Consider the following 24,671-nt stretch of genomic DNA (forward strand, 5'->3'; position numbering starts at 1 on the left):
CAAAGTAATGCACGTCGGGATATCTGTGATATCAGTCACCGGGTACGGGGGCCGGTGTGCCTCGCAAGGTTCGCCCACGGGGCGGTATCCGATCCGCCGATCGGTGGGTTCGCCGATGTCGATATCGGTGGGGCCGATCGCACCCATCGGAACGGCCGGTCGCCCGCCGTCTCCGGTGACGAGTGCCGGCCCTCGACTCGACATCGACTCGACATCCACTCGACACGGTGCCAAGACCTTGCGGTGGGACAAGGACATGGAGGTGCGATGCGTGGCATGCGGATCGACGTGATCGGTGGCGGACCGGGAGGTCTCTTCCTCGCCAGGCTTCTCCGGCTCCGCGACCCGGCCACGCGGGTGCGAGTGTACGAGCGCAACGGCCCGGACGACGCGTTCGGGTTCGGCGTCGTCTTCTCCGACCGCACCATGTCCTCGTTCCACGCGGCGGACCCGCACACCCACGCTCTCATCCAGGAGGCGAGCGTGTCGTGGACCGACATGGAGATCAGGGTGCCGTCCACACGGCTGCGGTACGGCGGGTACGGGTTCACCGCGATCTCGCGGCGCCGCCTGCTGCGCCTCCTCCAGGACCAGGCCACGCGGGCGGGGGCGGAGTTGTGCTTCCACCACACGTGGTCGGCGGACCCGGCCACCGACGCGGACCTGGACCCGGGCACGGTGCTGGTCATCGCGGACGGTGTCAACTCGGTCAACCGGGAAGCCCGGGAGTCCGCGTTGGGGACGTCGATCACGACGGCGGGCGCGAAGTACGTCTGGTTCGGAACCGAGGCGGCCTTCGACGCGGTGACGTTCCCCTTCGTACCCACGACGTTCGGCACCTTCGCGGCGCACGCCTACCCCTTCGCCGAGGGCCTCAGCACCTTCATCGTCGAGGCCGACGAACGGACGTGGCGGGCGTCGGGCATGGCGGAGCCAGACCACCTCGCGCCGGGGGAGACCGACGACATGTCGCGGAAGCTCCTGGCCGACATCTTCTCCGAACACCTCGGCGGGCACCCGTTGATCGGCAACAACAGCAGGTGGAACTCGTTCCGCGTCGTGCGCAACGACCGCTGGTCCACCGGTGGCGCGGTGCTGCTCGGCGACGCGGCGCACACGGCCCACTTCTCGGTCGGCTCGGGCACCAAGCTCGCCATGGAGGACGCGGTCGCGCTCGCGGACGCGCTCATCGACGAGGAACACCGCGGCGACGCCTTCGCCAGGTACGAGACGCGGCGCAGGCCAGCGGTGGCGCGGACGCAGGCACTCGCCGATCGGAGCATGCGCTGGTGGGCCACGTTCGACCGGCGCATGCACCTGCCACCGCACCGGTTCGGCACGCACTTCATCACCCGCACCGGTGCGATCGACTACGCGGGCCTGGTGCGCAGGCACGGCGACCGCATCCAGGACGCGGAGAAGGAGTTCGCGCGGCTGTCCGGCAGGAGCGCGCGGCCGGACGAGGACAACGGCGCGCCGCGCGCGCTCACCACGCCGCTGCGCCTCGGTTCGCTGACCGTGGACGGTCGGGTGGCCGTGCGGCTGCCCACCGCTCCGTCGGCGCACCACTGGCTCGAGAACGGGTACGCGGCGGGCGCTGACCTCCTGCTCGCCGACTGGCGTCGTGCGCACGCCGAGGTCAGGAGTGGCGCCTGGCGGGACACCGCGGTGCGCATGGCGTGCCGGGGTGCTTCGCTCGGCGTGCTCGTCGACCCGGCGATGATCGACGAGACCGGCCGGGACACCGTCGTCGCGGCGGGTGCCCGGCTGGTCGTGCTGATGTGCGCCGACCGCCGGGCGCTGTCGTCGGTGGACGCGCTGATCGCCGACCTCGCGGACACGGCGGCCGTGTGTGTCGGACTGGCCTGCCCCACCGGCTCGGCGTGGTCCGCCGAGGGGGAGGAGGTGACGGCGGTCGCCCGCGGGTGGCGCGAGCGAGGTGTGGCCGCGGTCTACCTGCACGGCGCGGAGTGGGAGCACGGCCTGGCGTGGGCGGACCGGATCCGCACCGAATCGCGGCGTGCGGTGTTCGTCGACGGGCCGGACGGCTGGGCGTTGCGGGTCCGCGGGGACGGGGAGGAGGACTGGAGCACGCGGCTGCACGTCGCGCTGGTGAGCGGCCGCGCCGACATGGTCGTGGCATGGCCGCTCGGCGCGCCGTCTAGACCGGCTGCTCGAGCCCGGTGAACACGTCGCTCGCGGTCTCGAGGAACGCGGCCAGCGCGGCCTTGCGCTCCCATCGACGCAGCCACGTCATCGTCACGGTGGTCCGCGACGCCGCGTCGACCAGCGGGATCGCGACGACCTCGTCACGGGCCACGTGCCCGCTGATCGCGATCTCGGGCAGAAGGGCACAACCCATCCCGGACGCGACACAACTGCACAACGCGGCGAGGCTGGTGACCTCCGCGATGATGACCGGACCGTCCGGGCCGAGTCCGTTGACCGCCCGGTCGTACATCTCGCGGAACCCGCAACCGGTCTCGGTGGCGAGGAACGCCTCCTGGTGCAGGTCGAGCATCCGGACCTCGTCGAGCGAGGACAGCCGGTGACCGGTGGGGGCGGCGACCATGAGCCGGTCGTGGGCAAGGGTGCGGCTCGCCAGCGCCTCGTCCGCCGGCGGGTTGCCGAAGGTGAGGCAGACGTCGAGCTCACCGCGGCGCACCGCGCCGTAGAGCTCGCCGCGGTTGCCCTCCCGGACGGTCACCTTCACCTTCGGGTGGTTCGCGCGGTATCTGGTGAGGACGGATGGCAGGCGGTGGGCGCAGAGCGTTTCCAACGCGCCGACCGTGAGCTCGCCGGACGGTTCGTCCGGATTGTCCACCACGGCGGAGCGCGCTTCCTCGACGAGCAGAAGTACCCGATCGGCGTATTCGATGAGGCGTTCTCCGGCGGGTGTGAGTTCGAGCTTGCGGCCGCGCCGGTCGAACAGTCGCGAGCCCAGTTCGGTTTCCAGCGCCTGGATCTGCTCGGTCACACTGGACTGTGCGTAGTGCAGTTCGGCGGCCGCCCTGGTGAAGCTCAAGGTCCTTGCCACCACGCGGAACGCCCGAAGGTGCCGCAACTCCATGAGGGGTACTCCTGTCCGATCCATCGGTCACGCCGATCCACGCCATCGTAACTGCCTGCTTCTGTCCCGGGCCTTCCGCTGGAAAGGTGACAGGTGCCCGTCCGCCAGCGCGCGCGACCGGAATTTCCGACATTTCGTATCTCAGGAGAAAGCGACACATGACAACGCGACAAACACCGGCGAGCACGAACGCGGTGCCACCACCTGGCGCGGCGGGGAATCGCAACGGGCTGCTGCTGCTCGCGCTTTCCCTGGGCTATTTCCTCGTCATGCTCGACACGACGATCGTCACGGTCGCCCTGCCCGCCATCGGTGCCGACCTCGACGGCGGACTCAGCGGTCTGCAGTGGGTGTCGAACGGCTACACCGTCACCTTCGCCGCGTCGCTGCTGACCGCGGGCGCGTTGTCCGACAAGTTCGGCGGCAGGCGGGTGTTCCTCGTCGGCCTGTGGTCGTTCGCCGTGCTCTCGGCGGTCAGCGCCGTGGCGATGTCGATGGGCATGCTCATCGCGCTGCGTGCACTGCTCGGCATCGCGGGCGCCCTGCTGGTGCCGACCTCGCTGGCCCTGATCGCGAACACCTACGCCGACCCGAAGGCGCGGGCCAAGGCGCTCGGCGTGTGGGCGGCGTTGAGCGGTTCCGGCCTTGTGGCGGGCCCGATCGCGGGTGGGCTGCTCACCGAGGCGTTCGGCTGGCAGGCGATCTTCGTGGTCAACGTGCCGGTCGCGCTCGTCTGCGTGTGGATCACGACGCGCCGTGCGCCGGAGACCGCCCGCAAGCCGGGCCGGGGCATCGACCTGACGGGGCAGATCGCGGCGGTGGCCGCGCTGGGCGGGCTGACGTTCGGGCTCATCCAGAGCGGCCCGCTCGGCTGGCGCGATCCCCAGGTGCTGGTCGCGCTCGGCGTGTTCGTCGTGGCCGCCGTGGTGTTCGTCATGGCGGAGCGCAGGCCGGACACCGACCGAGGCGGTCCGATGCTGCCCGGCACGCTGTTCCGCGACCCGGTGTTCCCGGCCGGCCTGGTCGCGGGTGCGATCGTCAACTTCGGGCTCACCGGTGTGCTCTTCGTCCTGTCGTTGTTCTTCCAGGACGCGCACGGTTTCTCGCCGTCGGTCGCGGGGCTCGCGTTCCTGCCGCTGACCATCCCCACCGCGTTCAACCCGATCTTCACCGGCAGGCTCGTCGCGCGGATCGGTGCCCGGGTGCCGGCGACCATCGGTTTCGTGATGATGGCGCTCGGCACACTGGCCCAGGTGTTGTTCGACGGGAACTCGACCGGCGAGGTCGTGATCGCCATGGCCGGTCTGCTCGTACTCGGGTTCGGCGTGTCCTTCGCGATCCCGTCGCTGCTGACCGTCGTCGTCGGTTCGGTGCCGAAGGAACTGGCCGGGGTCGGTTCCGGCGCGCTGAACTCCGCCCGCCAGACCGGCGCGGTGCTCGGTGTCGCGGTGCTCGGCGCGTTGCTGAGCGCGGGTGACACACCGACCGGTGGGGCGCAGCTCGCGCTCGTCGTCGCGGGCGTGGTCCTGCTCGTCGGCGCGGTCATCGTGGCCACGTTCGTGGGTCGCAAGTCCTGATCCGACAACCGAAGCGGCCCGTCACCGGCAAGGTGGCGGGCCGCTTTCGTCTGCCCGCACGCGAAAACACGGCGCGCTGGAGTTCTCCTCGACATCTCCTCGACATCCGCTCGACGCGGTCCCACGACGGTGGGACGTGATCGGCCGAGCAGCCGGCCGGAGCGACGCCAGGAGGAGCGAACGATGACCGATCACCTCGACAAGGACCGCGACACGTTCGACGTGGTGGTGATCGGAGCGGGCCCGGGCGGCTCGACCGCCGCCGCCCGGCTGGCCGCCGCCGGTCGTTCGGTGCTCCTGCTGGAACGCCGCACCATGCCGCGGTTCCACGTCGGCGAGTCCCTTCTCCCGCCCACCAACGCGTTACTGGAGCAGCTCGGCGCACTCGACCTGGTACGGGCACAGGGCTACGTCGCCAAGCACGGTGCGGAGTTCAGCGGCGGCAGCACCGGCAGGTTCGGCCGCATCCCGTTCGCCGGGCAGGGACCGGGCAGGCACCCTTCCACGTTCCAGGTCGAGCGTGCCCACTTCGACCGCACGATGGCCCACTTCGCCCGCGACCGGGGTGCGACCCTGGTCGAGGGAGCCACGGTGCACGAGCTGCTGCTGGACGGTGACCGCGTCGTCGGTGTGCGGTACCAACGTGACGGCCGGTCCCACGACGTGCGTGCCGGCCACGTGATCGACGCGGGCGGCCGGGCGAGCAAGGTCGCCCAGACGTTCGGTCTGCGCAAGTACATCGAGAACCTGCGCATGGTGGCGGTCTACCGGCACCTCACCGGCGTGGAGGAACGGCACAACCCCGGCTGGGAAGGCGACATCCAGATCCACGGCCACGAGGACGGGTGGATCTGGGCCATCCCGATCTGGCCGGACACGATCAGCGTCGGCGCCGTCATGCCGCAGTCGGTGCTACGCGCCGGTGACGCCGAGACCCTGTTCGACGAGCACGTCGCCCGCGCACCCAGGATCAGCGCCCGCATCACCGGCACCCGCCCGGCCGGTGAGGTGCACGTGGAGACCGACTACTGCTACTACTCGGACACCATCGCCGGTCCCGGGTGGACGATGGTCGGCGACGCCGCCTGCTTCGTCGACCCCATCTTCTCCGGTGGCGCGTTCCTCGCGATGACCACGGGCATGCGTGCGGCCGAGACGGTCGACGAGCTCCTGTCCGCACCCGCACGGGCGGCCGAGCTGCAGGAGGCGTACTCGAACTTCTACAAGACCGGCTACGACGTCTACGCCCGGCTGATCTACGCCTACTACGAGTTCGACTACAACCTCCGCCCGTTCCTCAAGTCCGTCGGCTTCGACCTGTCCGGCGACGAGATGGCCACCAACAAGTGGCTCGTCCGCCTGCTGTCCGGTGACTTCTGGTCCGGGCAGAACGTGCTCAACCACCGGCTGCGCGCCCAGTCCAGGTGGGACACCTTCGCCCCGTTCGAGCCCGAGTGGGGCTGCCCGTTCTACGAGCACCTGAACCAGGCCGAGCAGGAGTTCGAACAGGACGTCGCGCTGGCGAACTCCTGACCACCCGAGGATTTGGAGACAGTCGTGGGAGCGAATCTCGAGTTGGCCGTCCACGTGCTGGCGGCGCTGCTCGTCATCCTGGCCGCCACCACCGTCTGCGGCCGCCTGGCGATGCTCGTCAAGCAGCCGAGGGTGGTCGGGGAGATGGTGGCGGGCGTCCTGTTGGGACCGACGTTGCTCGGTGCCGTCGCACCCGGCGTGCAGGAGGCCCTGTTCGACGCGGACACCAAGGGCGTGCTCTACGTGCTGAGCACGGTCGGCCTCATGTTCTACATGTTCCTGGTGGGGCTGGAGGTCGACCACAGCAAGCTGGACCGCCGGGCCACCCGGCGGGCGGGTGTGCTCGCCGTGTCCGGCATCCTGCCGACGTTCGTGCTGGGGGCGGCGGCCGCGACCATGTTCTACGACCTGCTGTCCACTTCCGACATCGCGTTGTGGAAGTTCATGTTGTTCCTCGGCGGTGCGCTGTCGATCACCGCTTTCCCGATGCTGGCGCGCATCCTGCAGGAAAGGGACATGGCCGGCACGCCGCTGGGTGGCCTCACGCTCCTGGCGGCGGCCATCGACGACGCGGTGGCGTGGGCGATCCTCGCGATCATCATCGCGGTGGCCGCGGCGGGTGACCCGACCGGCGCGGTGATCACGATCGGCGGCGCCGCCGTGTTCGCACTGGTGATGCTGACCGTCGGCAAGCGTGCGCTGACGGCCTTCGCGCGCGGCGTCGAACGCGACGGCGTGCTGCGGCGGGACAAGATGGCGGTGGTGCTGGGTGTCGTCGTCGCCGCGGGCTACTTCACCGACATGATCGGCATCTTCTCGGTGTTCGGCGGCTTCATCACCGGCCTGGCGATGCCACACCTCCCGGTGCTGCGCAACCAGTTGCGCCAACGACTGACCGACCTCAACTCGATCCTGTTGCTGCCGGTGTTCTTCGCCTTCTCCGGGCTGAACACCCGGCTCGACGGCCTCAGCGGCTGGGCGATGATCGTGCCGCTGGTCGTGATCCTCGTGGTCGCCGTCGTCGGCAAGTACACCGGCTGCGCGCTCGTCGCCCGGTGGCAGGGCAGCTCGTGGCGGGAGGCGTCCGCGATCGGCGCGCTGATGAACGCCAGAGGCCTGATGATCCTCGTGTTCATCAACATCGGCCTGTCCTACGGGCTGATCTCCACCGAGCTGTTCGCCATCCTCGTGATCACCGCGATCGTGACCACGGCCCTGGCGATGCCCCTCTACCGCGCCTCGCTGCCCACCTGGATGGAGGACGCCGAACGGGAGATCGGCCGGGCCGAGGGCGCTGACGGCAGGGCCGATGCCCCACCCCCGGCGCGCGACGAGATCTCCCCGACATCCGTCTGACCCCCCTTTGTGCCGATGTGCCCGGAAGGACACGCCACCATGGCTGGATTTGCTGGACACGACCGCGACGACGGCCCCGAGCCGCTCGCCGTCGTCGGTATGGCCTGCCGCTTCGCAGGCGGCGCCGACTCGCCGGAGCGGTTCTGGGAACTGCTCGTCAACAGCCGCGACGCGATCTCCGAGATCCCGGAGGAACGCTGGGCCGCGTACGCTGAGGCGAGCCCCGAGAACGCCGCGGCCCTGCGGGAGACCACGCGGTTCGGTGGTTTCCTCGACGACATCACCGGTTTCGACGCGGAGTTCTTCGGTGTGTCGCCACGCGAGGCCGAGCTGATGGACCCGCAGCAACGGATCATGCTCGAGGTCGCCTGGGAGGCGCTGGAGCACGCGGGCATCGCACCCACGGCTCTCGCCGGTACCGACGCGGGTGTCTACATCGGAGTCGGCTCGGACGACTACGGCCGCAGGCTGCTCGAGGACCTGCCCGGCATCGAGGCGTGGACGGGCATCGGCGCGTCGATGTGCGCGGTGGCCAACCGGATCTCCTACGCACTCGACCTGCGGGGGCCGAGCTTCGCGGTCGACACCGCGTGCTCGTCCTCGCTCGTCGCCCTCCACCTGGCGAGCCAGGCGCTCGCGGCGGGGGAGACACCGGTGGCGGTCGTCGGCGGCGTGAACATCATGGCGGGCCCCGGGCTCACCATGGTGCTCGACGCGGCGGGCGCCATCTCCCCGGACGGCCGCTGCAAGTCCTTCGACGCGTTGGCCAACGGGTACGGCCGCGGTGAGGGCGCGGGCGCCGTCGTGCTCAAGCGGCTGTCCGACGCCGAGCGGGACGGGGACCGGGTGCTCGCGGTGCTCCGCGGCAGCGCGGTGCACCAGGACGGGCACACCAACGGGATCATGGCACCGAGCGGTCCCGCGCAGGCCCACCTGTTGCGCCAGGCGTACCGCTCCTGCGGGGTCCACCCCGGTACCGTCGACTACGTCGAGGCGCACGGCACCGGCACCAGGGCGGGCGACCCGATCGAGGCGTCCGCGATGGCGCGGGTCTTCGGCACGGGCAGGCCCGTGGACGAACCGTGCCTGATCGGGTCCGTGAAGTCCAACATCGGCCACCTGGAGGCCGGTTCCGGGGTGGCGGGCGTGATCAAGGCCGTCCTCGCGCTGCGGCACGGCGAGATCCCGCCCAGTCTCAACTTCACCGAACCGAACCCCGCGATCCCGTGGGAGACCTCGGGGCTGCGGGTCGTCGCCGAGCGCACCGCGTGGCCGGTCACCGACCACCCGCGCCGGGCGGGCGTGTCCGGCTACGGGTACGGCGGCACGATCGCCCACGTCGTGCTGGAGGAAGCACCCGAACCGCCGCCCGCGCCGCCGGTCCCGGCCGTCGCCGGACCACGGCTGTTCGCACTGTCCGCCGCCACGGAGGCTGGTCTGCGCGCACACGCGGGCCGTGTCGCGGACCGCCTGGCCGAACGGCCCGAGCCGCTCGCCGACCTCGGGCACACCCTGGCGGAACGGCGTGCGCACCTCGCGAGGCGCACCGCGGTCGTCGCCGACAACGACGCACAGCTCGTCGCACGGCTGCGCGTGGTCGCCGCGGGGGAGGAGCCCGAGGACACGGCGTTCGGCACCCCGCTCGCCGAGCCCGGTCCCGGCCCGGTGTTCGTGTTCTCCGGACACGGCTCGCAGTGGCTCGGCATGGGGCGGGAACTGCTCGCTGAGCGCCCGAAGTTCGCCGCCGTGCTGGCCGAGATCGCGCCGGTGTTCCAGGCCGAGCTGGGCATCACCCCGCGCGGCGTCCTGCTCGGCGACGAGCTGGCGGACGTGCACGTGATCCAGCCGATGATCTTCGCGATGCAGGTGGCGCTGGCCGCGATGTGGCGCCAGCACGGTGTCGCCCCCGCGGCGATCATCGGCCACTCCGTGGGTGAGATCGCGGCCGCGGTCGCGGCGGGCGCGCTCGACCTGCACGACGGCGCCCTGCTGGTGTGCCGCCGGTCGGCGTTGCTGAAGCGGGTGGCGGGCAAGGGCGCGATGGCGATGGTCGACCTGCCGTTCGACGAGGTCGCCGGGCAGCTCGGCGACCGCGACGACGTCACGGCCGCGATCTCGGCGGCACCCGGCTCCACCGTGGTCGCGGGCAGCCCCGCGGCGGTCGACGAGGTGTGCGCCACGTGGACCTCGGCGGGCCGGATGGTCCGGCGGGTCGCCTCCGACGTGGCGTTCCACTCCCCGCAGATGGACCCGCTGCTGCCCGACCTCGTCGCGGCGGCCGCGGACCTGACCCCGCACGAGCCCAAGATCAAGCTGTACAGCACGGCGGCGGTGGACCCGCGCACCGCCGTGGTCCGGGACGGCGCGTACTGGGCGGAGAACCTGCGCAACCCCGTGCGGTTCGCGGCCGCCGTCGCGGCTGCCGTCGAGGACGGGCACCGGACCTTCGTGGAGGTGTCCAGCCACCCGGTCGTCGCACACTCGATCGGGGAGGTGCTCGCGGACGCGGGAGTCGAGGACGCGTGCGTCGTCGGCACCCTGCGCCGCAACCGGCCGGAGGTCGCCACCCTGCTGACCAACGTCGGTCAGGTCCACTGCCAGGGCGTGCGCGTCGACCTCGGTGGCCAGCAGGGCGGCCGGGAGCTGGTCGACCTGCCGACGACGAGCTGGCAGCACCGCCCGTTCTGGCGGGAGACCGGCACCGCGCGGCCCGCGGGCGTCCGCCAGCACGACGTCGCGACCCACACGCTGCTGGGCGGCGAGACGGCGGTGGCGGGCACGACGCCGCTGCGGCTGTGGCGGACCTACCTCGACGCGACGTGCCGGCCCTATCCCGGCGACCACCCCGTCCAGGGCACGGAGATCATCCCCGCGGCGGTGCTGCTGAACACGTTCCTCACCGCCGCCACCGGACCCGGTGGCAGGCCCGCGCTGGCGGACGTCGCCCTGCGCGTGCCGGTGTCCGTCGCCGCACCGCGCGAGCTGCAGGTCTCCTACCAGGACGGCACGGTGCGGCTGGCGTCGCGCCCCGTGGGCGACGAGTCGTGGCTGACCCACACGACCGCCGCCACCGACCCGGCGAGCCCCGTCGTGACGGGCGCGCTGTCCGAGTCCGCGTGCCGGTCGGCGTGTCCCGATGAGCTGCCGGGTGACTTCGTCGCCGACCGGCTCGTCGGGGTCGGCGTGGCGGCGATGGGCTTCCCGTGGCGGCTCGAGGAGCTGCGCCGCCGGGATGGCGAGGAACTGTTCGCCGTGGTCGCGGCCGGTCCCGAGGCGGAAGGAACACCGGACAGCTGGGCTTCGGTGCTCGACGCCACGCTGTCGATGGCGTCGGTCGCGTTCGCGGGTGAGCCCGTGCTGCGGATGCCGGCGGCGATCGGCCGCGTCGCGCTCCGCGGCGACTGCCCGGCGCGGGTGCTGGTGAGCGTGCGCGTGGCGGACGGCCCGGCGGGCGCGGACACCGTGGACGTGACGGTGGCGGACCTCGACGGCACCGTGATCGCCGAGCTGGGCAGACTCCGCTATGGCCTGCTGGAGGGCGACCCCGGCACGGCCGTGAGCCCGCGCAGGCTCGTCCACGAGCTGGTCTGGCGGCCGTTCGAGGTGGACGACCCGGGCCCGGGGCTCCACCAGGTGGTCATCGTCGGCTCCGTCGCCGCGGCCGAGCCGATCAGCGGCGCGTTGCGTGCCGACGGCGTCGGCGTGCGCACCGTCCCGTCCCCGGCGGACCTCGGTGTGCTCGACGGGGTGGACGCGGTGCTCGTCGTGCCCCCCGTCGACACGGCGGCGCCCGCGACGGCCGCGGGCAGCGCCGCGTGGCAGCTCGCCGACACGGTGCGGCGGCTCGCGGCCCTCGGCACGGACGCGCCCGTCCTGTGGGCGGTGACCACCGGCGTGCGGCACAGCAGGACCACGGCCGCGCTCGGCCAGTCGTCGGTGTGGGGTGTCGGGCGGATCATCGGCGGCGAGCACCCGGACCTCTGGGGTGGTGTCGTCGACCTCGACCCGGCGGACCCGGCCGCGTCAGCGGCACTGCTGCCCGCGCTGTTGTGGACCCGTCCCGGCGAGGACGTCGTCGCGCTGGGACCGGACGGGATGGCGCGCGCCCGGCTCGTCCCGGTCGAACGGGAGCCGGACGGCCCCGGGCACACCTGCCGGCTCGACGGCACCTACCTGGTGACCGGTGGCCTCGGCGCGCTCGGCCTGGAGACCGCGCGGTGGCTCGCCGGGCAGGGCGCCCGCCGGATCATGCTCGCCTCCCGCCGCGGCCTGCCGCCGCGCGCGGACTGGGACGCCGTCGCCGATCCCGTGCTGTACCGGCAGATCGCCGAGGTCCGGTCGCTGGAGGCGCTCGGGGTGACCGTGGCGGTGGTCGCGGCCGACATCACCGACCGCGGGTCCGCCGCGAGGGCCCTGGACCCCACCGCGCTCGGCCTGCCGCCGATCCGGGGTGTCGTCCACGCGGCCGGTGTGCTGGACAACCGGATGCTCGCCGACCTCGACGAGGCGTCGGTGCGTGCCGTGCTGGCGCCCAAGGCCGACGGCGCGATGGTGCTGCACGAGCTGTTCCCGCCGGGCAGTCTCGACTTCCTCGCCCTGTTCTCCTCGTGCGGTTACCTGTTCGGGTTGCCGGGGCAGGCGAGCTACGGCGCCGCCAACGCCTTCCTCGACGCGTTCGCGGCGCACCGCGGCGGTGAGTGCGGTGACGTGGTGAGCTTCGGGTGGACCTCGTGGCGCGGGCTCGGCATGTCGACGTCGTCGGAGCTGATCGACCTGGAGCTCAACGCCCGGGGCACCGCGGACATCACGCTCGCGGAGGCCTTCCGCGGCTGGGAGTTCGCGGTCGCGCACACGGGATCGCACTTCGCGGTCTTCCGCCCGATCGCGGTCGAACCGGGTCTGCCCACGCTGCCCGTCCTCGACGAGATCGTCACCGAGCCCGAGGAGACCGGTGCGCAGGACACCGGCACGGGGCCGGAGTGGACCGGCCTGCCGCCCGGTGAGCTGCGTGACCGACTCGTCGTCGAGGTGGCCCGGCACGTCGCCACCGAGATCCGGATGGCACCCGAGGAGCTGGACCTGCGCAGGCCGCTCGCGGAGATGGGGCTGGACTCGGTCATGACGCTCGTGATCCGGCGGCGGCTGGAGAAGACCTTCCGGCTCGCCCTGCCCGCGACGCTGCTGTGGAACCACCCCACGGTCGTCGCCATCGCGGAGTTCGTGCACGGCCTGCTGGTCCCGGTCGAGCAGGAGACCGAGACGGTGGTGGGCGTGTGAGCACTTCGGACATCGTGCCGTGGCCGGCCGCCGACGCGGCCAGGTACCGCGCGGCCGGCCACTGGCGGGACCGTGCGCTCGGGCACTGGATGTGGCACTGGGCGGGGCGGTTCGGCGACCGGGTGGCGTTGGTCGACGGCGACCTGCGGCTGACCTTACCGGCAGCTGGCCGAACACGCGGACGCGTGCGCGGAGTCGCTCCACGCGGCCGGCCTCCGCGCGGGTGACCGGATCGTCGTGCAACTGCCCAACCGCTGGGAGTTCGTGGCACTCGTACTGGGCTGTGCGCGTGCCGGGGTCGTCCCGGTGCTCGCGCTGCCCGCGCACCGGCAGCACGAACTCGGCTACCTGGCCCGGCACGCCGACGCGAAGATGATCGTCGTGCCCGACACCTGGCGGCACCACGACCACCAGGCGATGGCGGCCGCGATCGCGGCCGACGTGCCGGGCTGCGTCCCGGTCGTGCTCGGGGAGGACCTGTCACCCGGTCACCTCGACCTGGCCGCGATGCTGCGGGTCGACGGTGACGCCGAGGAACGCAGGGAACGGCTCGACGCCGTCGCGCCCCGGCCGGACGACCCCGTGCTGTTCCTGCTGTCCGGCGGTACGACGGGGCAGCCGAAGATGATCGTCCGGACGCACAACGACTACGAGTACAACCTCCGCCGCAGCGGCGAGGTGTGCGGGTTCGGCGAGGACACCACCTACCTGGTCGCCCTGCCCGCCGCGCACAACTTCCCGTTGGGCTGTCCCGGCATCCTCGGCACCCTCGCCGTCGGCGGACGGGTCGTCCTGCTCGCCTCGGCCGAACCGAACCGGGCGTTCGCGACGATCGCGGCCGAACGGGTCACGGTGACCTCGCTGGTGCCCGCGATCGCGCAGCGGTGGGTGGCCGCGGCACGCGCGGACCGCTCCGGCCTCACGAGCCTGCGGGTGGTGCAGGTCGGCGGGTCGGTGCTCGACCCGGCACTGGCCAGGTCGGTTCCCGAGGTGCTCGGGGTGCGCCTGCAACAGGTGTTCGGCATGGCGGAAGGGCTGCTCAACTACACACGGCTGGACGACCCGGACGACGTCGTGCTCACCACGCAGGGCAGACCCATCAGCGTCGACGACGAGGTGCTCGTCGTCGACGAGGACGACGCGCCGGTCCCGCGAGGGCAGACCGGCGAGCTCCTCACCCGGGGCCCCTACACGCCCCGCGGGTACTTCCGCGCACCGGAGCACAACACCAGGGCGTTCACCCCGGACGGCTGGTATCGCACGGGAGACCTCGTGCGGGTGGACCCCGGCGGCAACCTCGTCGTCGAGGGCAGGCGCAAGGACCTGATCAACCGCGGTGGCGAGAAGGTCTCCGCCGAGGAGGTCGAACAGCTCGCCAGGGAGCTGCTCGGGGTGACCGACGCGCTGGCCGTCCCGGTGCCGGACGCAGGCAACGGTGAGCGCGTGTGCCTGGTGGTGGTCGGCACCGCCGTGCCTCCGCTGACCGAGGTGCGCGCGGCGTACCTCGCGCACGGAGTGGCCGCCTACAAGGTGCCCGAGCAGGTCGAGGTGCTCGACCGCCTGCCGCTGACCGCGGTGGGGAAGGTCGACCGCAAGGCCGTGCGCCTGCTGTTCGCGGACAGGGCCGCGCAGACCGACAACAAGGAGGACACATGGATGACCGCCAGCAGATGATCACGGCGGGGCCGGGGCTGCGCCTGTACGGCGTCGACCACCTCGCGCACGTCACGTGGAAGCCGGGGGAGACCGCCGACTTCTACCGCGAGGTGCTCGGCCTCCCGCTCACCCACGCCGTCACCGGGGTCGGCTGGCTCAGCGAGGACTTCCCGGACTTCGTGCACTTCTTCCTGGGGCTGGGCGGCGGGAACTACCTGGCGTTCTTCTACTTCTTCGACCTGCCGGAGGAGCAGGTGCCCGACGAGCTGATGCACCTGGCGCGGCACATCGCGCTGCACGTGGACACCGAGGAGGAGATGCTCGCCTGGCGGGACAAGATCAAGTCCCACGGTGTGCGCGTGACCCCGCCGCTGACCCACGAGCTGCTGGAGTCCGTCTACTTCGACGACCCCAACGGCATCCAGCTCGAGATCGTCCGTCCACTTCGGACATTCGGCGAGGTCGACGCCCGTGACGCGGACCTCACCGTCCGCGCGTTGGCCGAGGTGTCCCGGATGGAGAAGCCGTCCGTGTCCGCGATGTGGCAGCGGAAGGCGGCGATGGTGCGCGACCAGATCGGAATGGTGACCAGCTGATGCCCTCGATGTACATCCTCGACACCCCCGAGTTCGAACCGATCGTGGCCACCGCACGGCTCGCGGGCATGGCGGTGCGGCCCGTCGGCGACTACCTCGAAGCGGTCGGTGCGGAGCCGACCGTGACCCTCGAACGCAGGCATACGCAAGTGCGGCCGTCCATCTGGTTCGCGGCGCTCACCGGTGGCATGGTCGGCCACATCGAACGGTTCGACCACGACGTGCTGCGCCTGGCCGACGACGACTGAAGGGGCGGGCCGGCGGGACCGTGCACGCCGGCCCGCTACGACCGGTCCGTCCTCGCGAGCGTGGTGAGTGTGTCGAGCAGGCCGGGGAAGCGCCGGTCGAACTCGGCGCGGCGGAGGCGGACGAAGGTGCCGTTGCCCGCGTCGCGCTGGATGATGAGGCCCGCTTCGCGCAGTGCGCGCCAGTGGTGGGTCCTGGTGGACTTCGACACCGGCATGGGGAAGGACGAGCAGGCGCGTTCGGTGTCCGAGGGGTCGGCCGCGAGTTCGCTGATCACCCCGCGGCGCAGGGGGTCGGCGAGTGCGCGGAACACCTGGCCGAGGTCGACCGCCGCGATGGGCGGCATCGGCATGGTCATGGGTTCCTCCTCGACAAGGTACGTCTTACATCGTACCTTGGTACGAAGGTTGTCGTACCTGTGGAGGTTGTCGTGCTGTGCGTGTTCGACGTCAACGAGACCCTGCTCGACCTGGCCCCGCTCGACGAGTTCTTCGCCGACGTCGTCGGTGACCCCGCCGCGCGGCAGGAGTGGTTCGAGCTGATGATCCACAACGCGCTCGTGGTCACCGCGGCGGGTGGGTACCGGCCGTTCGGACAGATCGCCGCCGCGTGCCTGCCCGTGGTGGCCGCCCGCCACGGCCGGGCCGCGACGCCCGAACAGCAGCGTGAGCTGGGAGAGCGGCTCCGTCGGTTGCCCGCCCATCCCGAGGCGGCCGGGGCGATCACCCGCCTGCGGGAGGCCGGCGCCACCGTCGTGGCCCTGACGAACTCGGTTCTCGACGTGGCCGAGGACCAGTTACGCAACGCCGGGCTGAGGCCGCTGTTCGACGGTGTCTACTCCGCGGACCAGGCGGGCAGGCTCAAACCCGCCCCGCAGCCGTACCGGTTCGTCGTCGAGGCGAACGAGGTCGCGCCCTCGGACGCGGTGCTGATCGCCGCCCACGACTGGGACGTCGCGGGTGCGGCGGCCGCCGGGTTGGCCACCGCGTTCGTCGCCCGCGAGGGCCGGGTGCCGCTGCCCGCGGCCGACGCGCCCACGTTCGTGGGCGCGGACCTCGACGAGGTGGCGATCAGCATGTCCCATCACGCCATCGGGTGAACAGGGGTTGGTTCGGAGCGCTGGTCATGCGGCCCGCGCCTCCTTACGCGTTCATCAACGAACAGCGGGTGTTGCGGGTGTCGAGTCGAGGGGGGAGGGTGGAGGCGGTGGTCGGCTGCGTGCCGTACGCGATCCCGGACACTGGTCGCTCAAGCGGACGGAGGCATGTGTGGGCGAGCGGCGCACCAGCAACCCAGCGAGCACCGACTGGCCGTCGTTGCGGGTCGAGGACTGGACCGACACCCGCGACACGCTGCACATGTGGACGCAGATCGTGGGCAAGCTCCGGATGGCGCACGCCCCGCTGCTCAACCACTGGTGGCAGGTCACGCTGTATGTCAGTCCGCGCGGGCTGACCACCGGCGCGGTGCCGTACCGGGGCGGCGTGTTCGACATCGAGTTCGACTTCGTCGACCACCGGCTGCGAATCCGCGGCAGTGACGGTGGCAGCAGCGGATTCGCGCTGCGGGCTATGCCGGTGGCCGAGTTCTACACCCGGACCCGCCACGCGCTCGGCGAGCTGGGGATCGACTCGGCGATCCGGGCGCGGCCCAACGAGGTGGAGCCGGCGATCCCGTTCGCCGAGGACTACCAGCACACCTCCTACGACCCCCAGGCCGCGCACCTGTTCTGGCGGCAGCTCCTGGCCGCCGACCGCGTCATCGGCGAGTTCCGCGCGCACTTCGTGGGCAAGGTCAGCCCGGTGCACTTCTTCTGGGGCGCGATGGACCTGGCCTGCACCCGGTTCTCGGGGCGTGCCGCGCCACCGCATCCCGGTGGCGCACCGAACTGCGGTGACTGGGTCATGGTGGAGGGCTACTCCCGCGAACTGTCCAGCTGCGGGTTCTGGCCCGGTGGCGGTGAGGAAGGCGCGTTCTACGCCTACGCCTACCCCGAACCCGACGGATTCGCCACCCACTCGATCAAACCTGACGCCGCCTACTACAGCGACGCCAACGGCCAGTTCCTGCTGCCCTACGAGGCCGTGCGCCGCGCCTCCGATCCCGACCAGGCGCTGACCGAGTTCCTCCACACCACCTACGAAGCCGCCGCCGAACACGGCGGCTGGGACCGCACGAGTCTCGAGGACGACCCGACCCGGTGGATTGACCGATAGGACCGCCCCGGCGGTCCCCGATACGAACGGGACGAGACCGATGGTCGACCGCGACGCCCTGCCCGCGCCGGAGCACGGGCTGATCGTGACCCATTTCCTCACCGTGCGCGACGTCGCCGCGTCCCGCACCTTCTACGCCGACATTCTCGGCGGTGAGGTGGTGCTGCCGGAAAACCCCGCGATCGTCAAGGTCGCCAACACCTGGATCATCATGAACCCCGGCGGAGGTCCCACCCCGGACAAACCCGGCATCACCCTCCGCCCGCCCGAGCCAGGCGATCCGGTGTCGGCGTTCCTGAACGTACGCGTGGCCGACATCGCCGCGTTCCACGCCGACGCTGTCGCAAAAGGCGCCAGTTTCGTCACCGAACCCATCGACCGCAAAGCCGAGATCCGCTGTTACCTACGCGACCCGGACAACTACCTCATCGAGGTCGGCCAAGCCACCGGCATGCTCGAGGGCATCTTCGCCGACCCGCCCGCAAGCGAGAGCCCCCGGGAATAGCTCGGACGGTTCGCTGGGCGCGGTCGCCGCGTCGCGAGTGCTTCGACGACTTGGATGAACGGGCTGAATCCGGAACTGTCGCATCCCACGCGCAGGCGCCGCTGGCCTGTGACGGCGCATCGCCCACGTGCCCGGCCCACTGACCGTGCCGGACTTCGCTGGCGGGTCAGCCCAAGGCCACGCGACCCGCGAGCACGTCCCGCACCAGGCCCGCCGCGGCACGGGCCAGGGCGTCGCCGTCGTCGAACACGTCGCGCCAGATGGCGAGTGACGTGGCGACCGGGGTCGTCATGAGCTCGCGGGTGAAGGCCTCGACGCCGATGGTGCCCCGGTACCCGGCGGCCAGCGCGGCGGCGAGCACGGCGCGGACGGGAACGTGGCCCCGGGTGAGGTCGCCGCGGTCGTTCTGACCGAGCTCCAGGTACGCGAGGTGGGGGAGCGCCAGCCGGACCGCGGCGTCGAGGTCGGGTTCCTCGATGTTCATGTGGTAGGTGTCCAGGTGCAGGAACAGGTTGTCCGAACCGGCTTCCTCGACGAAGGACACCGCGGCGGCCGCGGTGTTGAGCAGGTTCGTCTCGTACCGGTTCACGATCTCCAGTACCAGCCGCACCCCGGCGGCTTTCGCCTCGTCCGCGACGACCGCCAGTGACTCGGCCGCGGTCCGGCGGACGTCGTCGTCGGGCTGCGCGGGCGCGTGGCGCAGTGGTCCGTACAGCACGCCGCCCACGTGGTCGGAGCCCATGTCACGGGCCAGCTTCACGGCAAGGCGCAGGCGGTCGCGGCCCCGCTCGCGTACCACCGGGTCCACACTGGACAGATCGGCGTCCGGAAGCTGGTTCGCGGTGTTGACCGGCCGGACCCCGGTGTTCCGCAACGCCTTCCCGAAGGCGTCCGCGTCGATGGTCTCAGGTGTGCGCAGCGGCACGACCACCCGGTGGTAGCCCAGTTCCGCCGCGCGGTCCGCGATCGCGGTGGCGTTGTCCGGGGTCAGCTCGGTCGCCCAGACCGCGGGGTGGATGGCGATCAGGTTGTTCATCCGGCTTCCTGTCCACTGTGGAGGGGTCCGATGTCCTCGTCCGCGTCGCCGCGCACGCAGTAGCCGCCGTCCACCGGGAACACGCCGCCGGTGAGGAACCCCGACGAGGGCAGCGCGAGAAACGTGATCATGCGGGCGACGTCGGCCGGGTCGCCCCAGCGGCCGACCGGGGTGCGGGCGGCGTAGCGGTCGTGGTCGAGCGTGCCCGCGGCGAGCCGGGCACGCAGGCGGCCGGTGAGGATCCAGCCCGGCAGCACGGCGTTGGCGGTGATCCCGTACCGCCCGCCCTCGACGGCGAGCGAGCGCGTGAGTCCGATGACGCCGGTCTTGGCCATCGCGTACGCCGACCGGTTCGGCAGTCCCAGCGCGCCGAGCACGGAGGTCAGGTTCACGATCCGTCCGAACGACCCGCGCCGCATCAGCGGCACCGCGAGCTGGGCGCACACGAACGCGCCGCGCAGGTGCACCCGCAGCATCGCGTCGAAGTCGGACAGCGCCACCTCGTGCACCGGCTCCAGGTGCGGGGTCATGATCCCGGCGTTGTTGACCAGGACGTCGAGCCTGCCGAACTCGGCGGCCACCCGGGCGAACCCGGCGGCCATGGCGTGTTCGTCGGCGACGTCCGCGATGATCGGCAGAACCGCGACATCGTGGTCGTCCGCGAGCGCCGCGGCGACATCGGGCAGCGCCGGGCTCAGGTCGACGAGCACGAGCGTGGCGCCTGCCGCGGCGAGGTGCGTGGCGGTGGCGAGACCGATGCCGTCGGCGCCGCCGGTCACCACGGCGACCCGTCCGGTGAGCGCGTCGGGGCGATCGATCACGGTCGGCCACCGCGCGCGTCGACCAGCACCTTCAGCAGCGTCCCCGCCGCCAGTTCCGCGAACACGCCCGGCGCGTCCTCGATCCCGACGACCGTCGCGAGGTCGGCGGTCTCGACCGCACCGGACGCGACGAGCCGCAGCGCCACCCGCACGTCTGCGGGCCGGTACACGCAGGTGCCGACGATCCGCAGCTCGCGGCGCATCAGTTCGGGCAGGTCCACCTGGGCGGGCGCGGCGTACATGCCGACGTCGACGAGGGTCCCGCCGGTGGCGACGAGGTCGAGGACCGTGGGTGCCACGGACGGGTGCCCGGTGCAGTCGTAGACGACCTCGTACCGCTCGCCGGTCCCGGTCGGCACGACCTCGAACCCCGCTCGCCGCGCCCACTCCGCGCGCACGGGGGCCGGTTCGCTGACCGTCACCGACGCGGCCCCGTACGCACGGGCGCAGCGCGCGACGAGCAGCCCGATCGGGCCCGCGCCCACCACGTGCACCCGCGCGCCGAGTCGTTGCCCGCCGCGGCGGACCGCCCGTACGCACACCGACGTGGGTTCGAGCAGCGCGGCCGCCTTCAGGTCGAGCCCGTCCGGCAACGGCACGAGCGCACTGCGCGGCACCGCGACCTGCTCGGCCGCGCCCCCCGGCTGGTCGATGCCGACCAGCCGGAGCACGTCGCACACCCGGTCCTCGCCGTCGGTGCACGCCGGGCACCGGCCGCACGGCAGCAGCGGGTTCACGAACACTGGCGCGCCGTCGACGGTGCCCACGAACTCGTGCCCGATCACCAGGCCGGTCTTGGCGCGTGCGTGGTGGCCGGACCAGATGTGCAGGTCGGTGCCGCAGATACCGGTGTAGGCGACGTCGACGACCACCTCGTCCGGGCCCGCGGTCGGCGCGGGTACGTCCACGACCCGGATGTCCTGGGGACCGTCGTAGCGCAGTGCCCGCATCAGCGGTCCTCCCGGTGCGCGGTCGCGGCGTGCCAGCGGTCCAGCACGGCCGTGTAGCCGGCCGCGATCCCGGCGACCAGGTCGTCGTCGGTCAGCTCACCCGCGAACCAGCGCACCGACAGCTCGTGGAAGATCGGGCGACCGACCGCGAAGCCGACCACGAGCGGTTCGGTGGCCGCCGCGGCGAAGTTGGCCTCGATCAGCTCCGGCGACGTGGACCCGCCGAGCACGAGGATGCCCCGGCAGTGCGGGTCCTCCCGGCGGATCACGTCGGCGACCGCGTGCCACTGCGCCGCGTCCGCCTGCGGCGGCAGCTTCCACCACGCCGGCACGACGTCCGCGGCGTAGAAGTCGCGCACCAGCGTGGTGACCTCGCCGGGCCCGTACTGCTTGCGGGGCGACGGCAGGATCTCGACCAGGAGATCCCGTTGCAGCGACCGGCAGATCCGCGACAGCGCCCGCAGCCGGTCGCGCTGTACCGCCGCGACCGCGTCGTCGTCGTCCGCCGACACCCGCACGAGGACCTTCACGACGGTCTCGACCGGCCAGGCACGGACCAGCGCCGCCGGGTCGCCGTCACCGAGGAAGTCCAGCGGGATGCGGCCGTTGATCTCCACGGCCCGCGCGAGCCAGCGGCCTCCGTCGGCGAGCCGCTCCAGCTGTGCCTGGCCGACGAACCTGTCGTCGACGAGCACGCCGGTGCCGGGCCGGTCCGCGCTGACGGTGGCGAACGCGGTCAGCAGCAGGTCCTTCAACGCGCTGATCGACTCCGGTGCGCGGCCCGCGTCGGCGGCGAGCTTCTCGAAGTAGCCGCGGTGGTCCATCGCGAACACGCCGAGGTCGGTCCGCGCGCGGTGGCGGGTCACCGTCGCCGCCTGCTCGCGGTCGAGCAGCGGGGACACCTCGTGGACACCGGCCGTGCGGTCGGCCGACGCGAGGAACGTCTCCAACTCGGCCATGCTCGGCGTGGCGTCGGAACAGGCCAGGCGGCTCACGACGATCGCCCCGCAGGCGCCTGCCCACCGCAGGCAGGTCTCGATGGGCTCGTCACGCAGGTAGCCGCGCAGGAAGCCGGCCATGAACGCGTCGCCCGCGCCGACGGAGTTGAGCACCTTCACCGGGAACCCGGGCATGACGACCGGAGCGTCCAGGTCACCGGGGTAGGCCCGGCAACCCTCCGGCCCGTTCTTGACCACGAGCAGCGCGCCGGTGTGCCGCCGCACCTCACGGACCGCCTCGGCGATGTCGCGGGAGCCACCGAGCGCGCGGAACTCCGCGACGGTGCCGACGACCACGTCGCAGTCGGGCAGGACGACCCGCAGCCCCTCGGTCACCTCGGGCCGGACGGTGTCCTCGTCCTCGCCCTTGCTGCGGGACACCACGCCCCAGAACGCCGGCCGGTAGTCGATGTCGAACACGACCCTGGTGCCCGCCTCGCGGGCGGCGGCGACCGCGGCCACCGTCGTCTCCCGCAGGTGCGGCCTGCTCAGGTAGGTACCGCCGACGAGCAGCCCGGTCGCCCCGCGCACCAGCTCGGCGTCCAGTTGCGCCGGGGACATGGCGAACTCGGCCGGGTCCTCGACGAGGAAGATCCGGGGAAAGCCGCCACCGGCGTGCGGCGCGAGCGCGATGGTGCCGGTGCCGCGTTGGGGGTCGCGCCGCAGCGCCGTGGTCGCCACGCCTTCCCTGCGCAGTTGTTCCTCGACGTAGTCGCCGAAGGCGTCCATGCCGACCTGGCTCGCCAGCGCCGCCCGCAATCCCAGCCGCGCCGCGCCGACGACCGTGTTGCCCGCGCTGCCGCCGATGTAGCGGCGGAAGGACTGCGTGGCCGCGAGGCCCGCGCCGACCTGTTCCCCGTACAGGTCGACGCTGACCCGTCCGAGGCACACCAGCTCCACCGGATCGTGCTCCGTTGGCATGCCTACCCCTCGTTTCGTGATGTCGTTGCGGTGCAAGGAAAGTCAGCTGGCCGAACCGCCCGCGGCCTGCTCGAGGATCGCGCGGCCGCTGTCGACGGCCTTGGTCACGTCCGGCTTGGTGTCGAACGCGCCCAGCTCGACGAACACGTTCGTCAGGTCCTCGAGGTCACCGGACAGCTCGCCCTCCGACAGGGCCAGCGCCTCGGCCGCCGACGGCCAGGTGCGGCCGGTCAGCTCGCGCTGCGCGGCCTCCTTGGTCGCGGTGACACCGTTCTCCTCGTAGTACTGGACGAGCAGGTCCGCGGCCTCGTCCGGGTTCGCGGTGATGAACTCGTTCGCCTGGTACGCGGACTTGACGTACGCGACCGCCTGCTCCGTGCGGTTGTTGGCGAAGGCCGGTGTGAGCGCCAGCATGTTGTAGATCTTCTTGTCCGCCTGCTTGCCGTCGCAGACGTGGACGTACTCGGGGTTGTCGACGAACCCGGCGTCGAACGGCGGCCACGTCATCGCGCCGACGCCCTGTCCGCCGGTGAACGCGCCCGCGACCGCGTTGGCCTCGACCGGCAGCGGCTTGGTCTTGCCGGCCACGCCGTACTTCTGCATGCAGCCGAGCAGCGCGTAGTGCTGTGTCGAGTTGACCTTCACCAGTACCTCGCCGCCCGCGAGCGCGGCCGCCGGGTCCTTGCCCTCGAAGTCGTTCGCGCGGCCCCAGAGGATCTGGATCGCGCCCTCCTCGGAGTTCGGGCCGGGCACGACCATGTCCCACTTCTGGGAGCTGGTGAGCGCGGGCGGCGATCCCATGTTGCCGCCGTCCCAGGCGCCCGTGATCCCGGCCTCCGACATCGCGGCGCCGCTCGGGTAGTACTTGAGCTCGACCTCGATCCCGTTCTCCTTGAAGTAGCCCTGCTGCTCGGCGAGCCAGACGGGGAAGCTGGTCGCGGTGGGCTGCAGGCCGATGGTGACCTTGTTGCCGGTGTTCCCGGTGTCACCCACTTCCTGCGCGCCGGCGCAACCGGCGGCCAGCAGCATGGCGGACACCACTGCCACCGTCATGCGAAAACGAGACTTGATGGGCTTCATTTCTCGACAACGCCTTTCACAGCAAGAAGAACGAGGGAGCTACTGGATGGAGGTGATCTCCTCGCGCACCGCGTTCCACACGGTGCGCTGGAGCTTGCCGAAGCCGGGTTGGGCCATGGCCTCGTCGACGCTGTGGTCGGACCAGTCGTCGTCGACGGTGAACTCGTGCTTGATCGCGCCCGGTCGGGCGGTCAGCACGATGATGCGGTTGCAGAGGTAGACGGCCTCCTCGACGCTGTGCGTGACCAGCACGACGGTGAGGCCGAGTTCGCGGGCGATGCGCGCGATCTCCTCCTGCATGATGATCCGGGTCTGGGCGTCCAGCGCGCCGAACGGCTCGTCCATCAGCAGCACGTCGGGGCGCATGATGATCGAGCGGGCGAGCGCGACGCGCTGCTGCATGCCTCCGGACAACTCGTGCGGGTAGGCGTCGGCGAACGCGCTCAGCCCGACCAGCGCGAGCGTCTCGCGCACCCGCTCCTTGCGTTCCGCCTTGGGCACGCCGGTCATCCGCAGGCCGTACTCGACGTTGCCGGTGACGGTCTTCGTCGGGAACAGCGCGAACCGCTGGAAGACCACGCAGCGGTCCGGTCCCGGTCCGCGCATCGGGGCCCCGTCGGCGAGGACGGTGCCGCCGCTCGCCTCCTCCAGACCCGCGGCGATCATCAGCAGTGTCGACTTGCCGCAGCCCGACGGGCCGACCAGCGCGAGGAAGTCGCCCTGGTACACGGTGAGGTCGATGGGGGACAGGGCGGTCACCTCGCCGCGACGGGTGTGGAAGCTCTTGTGCACACCCTCGAACCGCAGCTTGGCCTGCCGGTCGCTCATGCCAG

At 71.8% G+C, this 24,671-nt stretch carries 20 protein-coding genes; 12 read left to right on the forward strand and 8 right to left on the reverse strand.

Annotated elements, in window-relative coordinates:
- Nucleotides 1-267 precede the first annotated feature (267 nt).
- Complete coding sequence (locus ACIBVP_RS00225; RefSeq protein WP_396103726.1) at nucleotides 268-2,187, forward strand: FAD-dependent monooxygenase; 1,920 nt, start codon at nucleotides 268-270, stop codon at nucleotides 2,185-2,187.
- Here the strand turns inward: ACIBVP_RS00225 and ACIBVP_RS00230 are convergent.
- Complete coding sequence (locus ACIBVP_RS00230) at nucleotides 2,162-3,070, reverse strand: LysR family transcriptional regulator (protein ID WP_396103727.1); 909 nt, start codon at nucleotides 3,068-3,070, stop codon at nucleotides 2,162-2,164. The two genes, ACIBVP_RS00225 and ACIBVP_RS00230, sit on opposite strands and share 26 nt — an antisense overlap.
- Before the next feature lie 158 nt (nucleotides 3,071-3,228).
- Here ACIBVP_RS00230 and ACIBVP_RS00235 point away from each other — a divergent pair, with 158 nt between their 5' ends.
- The 8 genes from ACIBVP_RS00235 (at nucleotide 3,229) to ACIBVP_RS00270 (ending at nucleotide 15,313) form a co-directional block, all read left to right on the forward strand.
- The gene (locus ACIBVP_RS00235) at nucleotides 3,229-4,647 is read left to right on the forward strand and encodes an MFS transporter (RefSeq protein ID WP_396103728.1); all 1,419 of its coding nucleotides are present in this window, start codon (nucleotides 3,229-3,231) and stop codon (nucleotides 4,645-4,647) included.
- Between the two features lie 183 nt (nucleotides 4,648-4,830).
- Nucleotides 4,831-6,180, forward strand: coding sequence for an NAD(P)/FAD-dependent oxidoreductase (locus ACIBVP_RS00240; RefSeq protein WP_396103729.1), 1,350 nt, complete (start codon nucleotides 4,831-4,833; stop codon nucleotides 6,178-6,180).
- 24 nt (nucleotides 6,181-6,204) lie between these two features.
- On the forward strand, nucleotides 6,205-7,536 hold the full coding sequence (locus ACIBVP_RS00245; protein WP_396103730.1) for a cation:proton antiporter: 1,332 nt from the start codon (nucleotides 6,205-6,207) through the stop codon (nucleotides 7,534-7,536).
- Nucleotides 7,537-7,575: 39 nt separating this feature from the next.
- Nucleotides 7,576-12,813 carry a beta-ketoacyl synthase N-terminal-like domain-containing protein gene (locus ACIBVP_RS00250; protein ID WP_396103731.1) on the forward strand — a complete coding sequence of 1,746 codons (5,238 nt, stop codon included), beginning with the start codon at nucleotides 7,576-7,578 and terminating at the stop codon, nucleotides 12,811-12,813.
- On the forward strand, nucleotides 12,810-13,040 hold the full coding sequence (locus tag ACIBVP_RS00255; RefSeq protein WP_396103732.1) for a hypothetical protein: 231 nt from the start codon (nucleotides 12,810-12,812) through the stop codon (nucleotides 13,038-13,040). Before ACIBVP_RS00250 ends, ACIBVP_RS00255 begins: the two co-directional genes overlap by 4 nt.
- Nucleotides 12,979-14,487 carry a (2,3-dihydroxybenzoyl)adenylate synthase gene (locus ACIBVP_RS00260; protein ID WP_396104895.1) on the forward strand — a complete coding sequence of 503 codons (1,509 nt, stop codon included), beginning with the start codon at nucleotides 12,979-12,981 and terminating at the stop codon, nucleotides 14,485-14,487. The genes ACIBVP_RS00255 and ACIBVP_RS00260 overlap by 62 nt, the downstream gene beginning before the upstream one ends.
- Complete coding sequence (locus ACIBVP_RS00265; RefSeq protein WP_396103733.1) at nucleotides 14,466-15,065, forward strand: VOC family protein; 600 nt, start codon at nucleotides 14,466-14,468, stop codon at nucleotides 15,063-15,065. Before ACIBVP_RS00260 ends, ACIBVP_RS00265 begins: the two co-directional genes overlap by 22 nt.
- On the forward strand, nucleotides 15,065-15,313 hold the full coding sequence (locus ACIBVP_RS00270) for a hypothetical protein (RefSeq protein WP_396103734.1): 249 nt from the start codon (nucleotides 15,065-15,067) through the stop codon (nucleotides 15,311-15,313). The genes ACIBVP_RS00265 and ACIBVP_RS00270 overlap by 1 nt, the downstream gene beginning before the upstream one ends.
- Before the next feature lie 35 nt (nucleotides 15,314-15,348).
- Here ACIBVP_RS00270 and ACIBVP_RS00275 read toward each other — a convergent pair whose 3' ends face one another.
- Nucleotides 15,349-15,669, reverse strand: coding sequence for an ArsR/SmtB family transcription factor (locus ACIBVP_RS00275; protein WP_396103735.1), 321 nt, complete (start codon nucleotides 15,667-15,669; stop codon nucleotides 15,349-15,351).
- Between the two features lie 72 nt (nucleotides 15,670-15,741).
- Between ACIBVP_RS00275 and ACIBVP_RS00280 the strand changes: the two genes are divergently transcribed.
- The 3 genes from ACIBVP_RS00280 to ACIBVP_RS00290 all read left to right on the forward strand — a co-directional run bounded on the left by ACIBVP_RS00280 (nucleotide 15,742) and on the right by ACIBVP_RS00290 (nucleotide 18,032).
- Nucleotides 15,742-16,410: a haloacid dehalogenase type II gene (locus ACIBVP_RS00280; protein WP_396104896.1), complete on the forward strand. Its 669-nt coding sequence runs from the start codon at nucleotides 15,742-15,744 to the stop codon at nucleotides 16,408-16,410.
- 169 nt (nucleotides 16,411-16,579) lie between these two features.
- The gene (locus tag ACIBVP_RS00285; protein WP_396103736.1) at nucleotides 16,580-17,527 is read left to right on the forward strand and encodes a DUF5996 family protein; all 948 of its coding nucleotides are present in this window, start codon (nucleotides 16,580-16,582) and stop codon (nucleotides 17,525-17,527) included.
- Between the two features lie 40 nt (nucleotides 17,528-17,567).
- On the forward strand, nucleotides 17,568-18,032 hold the full coding sequence (locus ACIBVP_RS00290; protein ID WP_396103737.1) for a VOC family protein: 465 nt from the start codon (nucleotides 17,568-17,570) through the stop codon (nucleotides 18,030-18,032).
- A gap of 166 nt (nucleotides 18,033-18,198) precedes the next feature.
- On the opposite strand, the gene ACIBVP_RS00295 is transcribed toward ACIBVP_RS00290, so the two are convergent.
- From ACIBVP_RS00295 to ACIBVP_RS00320, 6 genes are all read right to left on the reverse strand, one after another.
- A complete protein-coding gene (locus ACIBVP_RS00295) occupies nucleotides 18,199-19,068 on the reverse strand; it encodes a sugar phosphate isomerase/epimerase family protein (protein ID WP_396103739.1) in 870 nt (289 codons plus the stop codon).
- Entirely contained in the window at nucleotides 19,065-19,889 is an 825-nt protein-coding gene (locus tag ACIBVP_RS00300; RefSeq protein ID WP_396103740.1) for an SDR family NAD(P)-dependent oxidoreductase, read from the reverse strand. Before ACIBVP_RS00300 ends, ACIBVP_RS00295 begins: the two co-directional genes overlap by 4 nt.
- Nucleotides 19,886-20,839, reverse strand: a complete 954-nt coding sequence (locus ACIBVP_RS00305) for a zinc-binding dehydrogenase (RefSeq protein ID WP_396103741.1) — start codon at nucleotides 20,837-20,839, stop codon at nucleotides 19,886-19,888. The genes ACIBVP_RS00300 and ACIBVP_RS00305 overlap by 4 nt, the downstream gene beginning before the upstream one ends.
- Entirely contained in the window at nucleotides 20,839-22,758 is a 1,920-nt protein-coding gene (gene iolC / locus ACIBVP_RS00310; protein WP_396103742.1) for a 5-dehydro-2-deoxygluconokinase, read from the reverse strand. The genes ACIBVP_RS00305 and iolC overlap by 1 nt, the downstream gene beginning before the upstream one ends.
- A gap of 42 nt (nucleotides 22,759-22,800) precedes the next feature.
- Nucleotides 22,801-23,811: an ABC transporter substrate-binding protein gene (locus ACIBVP_RS00315; protein ID WP_396103743.1), complete on the reverse strand. Its 1,011-nt coding sequence runs from the start codon at nucleotides 23,809-23,811 to the stop codon at nucleotides 22,801-22,803.
- Nucleotides 23,812-23,877: 66 nt separating this feature from the next.
- Nucleotides 23,878-24,666, reverse strand: a complete 789-nt coding sequence (locus ACIBVP_RS00320; protein WP_396103744.1) for an ABC transporter ATP-binding protein — start codon at nucleotides 24,664-24,666, stop codon at nucleotides 23,878-23,880.
- Nucleotides 24,667-24,671 lie beyond the last annotated feature (5 nt).

The organism is Actinophytocola sp. NPDC049390 (assembly GCF_044466355.1).
In the GTDB taxonomy this organism is placed as follows: Bacteria; Actinomycetota; Actinomycetes; order Mycobacteriales; family Pseudonocardiaceae; genus Actinophytocola.

Excerpts from the sequence above, each read along its gene's own strand:
- ACIBVP_RS00225 (WP_396103726.1), top strand. The coding sequence starts at position 268 with ATGCGTGGCATGCGGATCGACGTGATCGGTGGCGGACCGGGAGGTCTC.
- ACIBVP_RS00230 (WP_396103727.1), bottom strand. The coding sequence starts at position 3,070 with ATGGAGTTGCGGCACCTTCGGGCGTTCCGCGTGGTGGCAAGGACCTTG.
- ACIBVP_RS00235 (WP_396103728.1), top strand. The coding sequence starts at position 3,229 with ATGACAACGCGACAAACACCGGCGAGCACGAACGCGGTGCCACCACCT.
- ACIBVP_RS00240 (WP_396103729.1), top strand. The coding sequence starts at position 4,831 with ATGACCGATCACCTCGACAAGGACCGCGACACGTTCGACGTGGTGGTG.
- ACIBVP_RS00250 (WP_396103731.1), top strand. The coding sequence starts at position 7,576 with ATGGCTGGATTTGCTGGACACGACCGCGACGACGGCCCCGAGCCGCTC.
- ACIBVP_RS00265 (WP_396103733.1), top strand. The coding sequence starts at position 14,466 with ATGGATGACCGCCAGCAGATGATCACGGCGGGGCCGGGGCTGCGCCTG.
- ACIBVP_RS00270 (WP_396103734.1), top strand. The coding sequence starts at position 15,065 with ATGCCCTCGATGTACATCCTCGACACCCCCGAGTTCGAACCGATCGTG.
- ACIBVP_RS00275 (WP_396103735.1), bottom strand. The coding sequence starts at position 15,669 with ATGACCATGCCGATGCCGCCCATCGCGGCGGTCGACCTCGGCCAGGTG.
- ACIBVP_RS00290 (WP_396103737.1), top strand. The coding sequence starts at position 17,568 with ATGGTCGACCGCGACGCCCTGCCCGCGCCGGAGCACGGGCTGATCGTG.
- ACIBVP_RS00295 (WP_396103739.1), bottom strand. The coding sequence starts at position 19,068 with ATGAACAACCTGATCGCCATCCACCCCGCGGTCTGGGCGACCGAGCTG.
- ACIBVP_RS00305 (WP_396103741.1), bottom strand. The coding sequence starts at position 20,839 with ATGCGGGCACTGCGCTACGACGGTCCCCAGGACATCCGGGTCGTGGAC.
- iolC (WP_396103742.1), bottom strand. The coding sequence starts at position 22,758 with ATGCCAACGGAGCACGATCCGGTGGAGCTGGTGTGCCTCGGACGGGTC.
- ACIBVP_RS00315 (WP_396103743.1), bottom strand. The coding sequence starts at position 23,811 with ATGACGGTGGCAGTGGTGTCCGCCATGCTGCTGGCCGCCGGTTGCGCC.
- ACIBVP_RS00320 (WP_396103744.1), bottom strand. The coding sequence starts at position 24,666 with ATGAGCGACCGGCAGGCCAAGCTGCGGTTCGAGGGTGTGCACAAGAGC.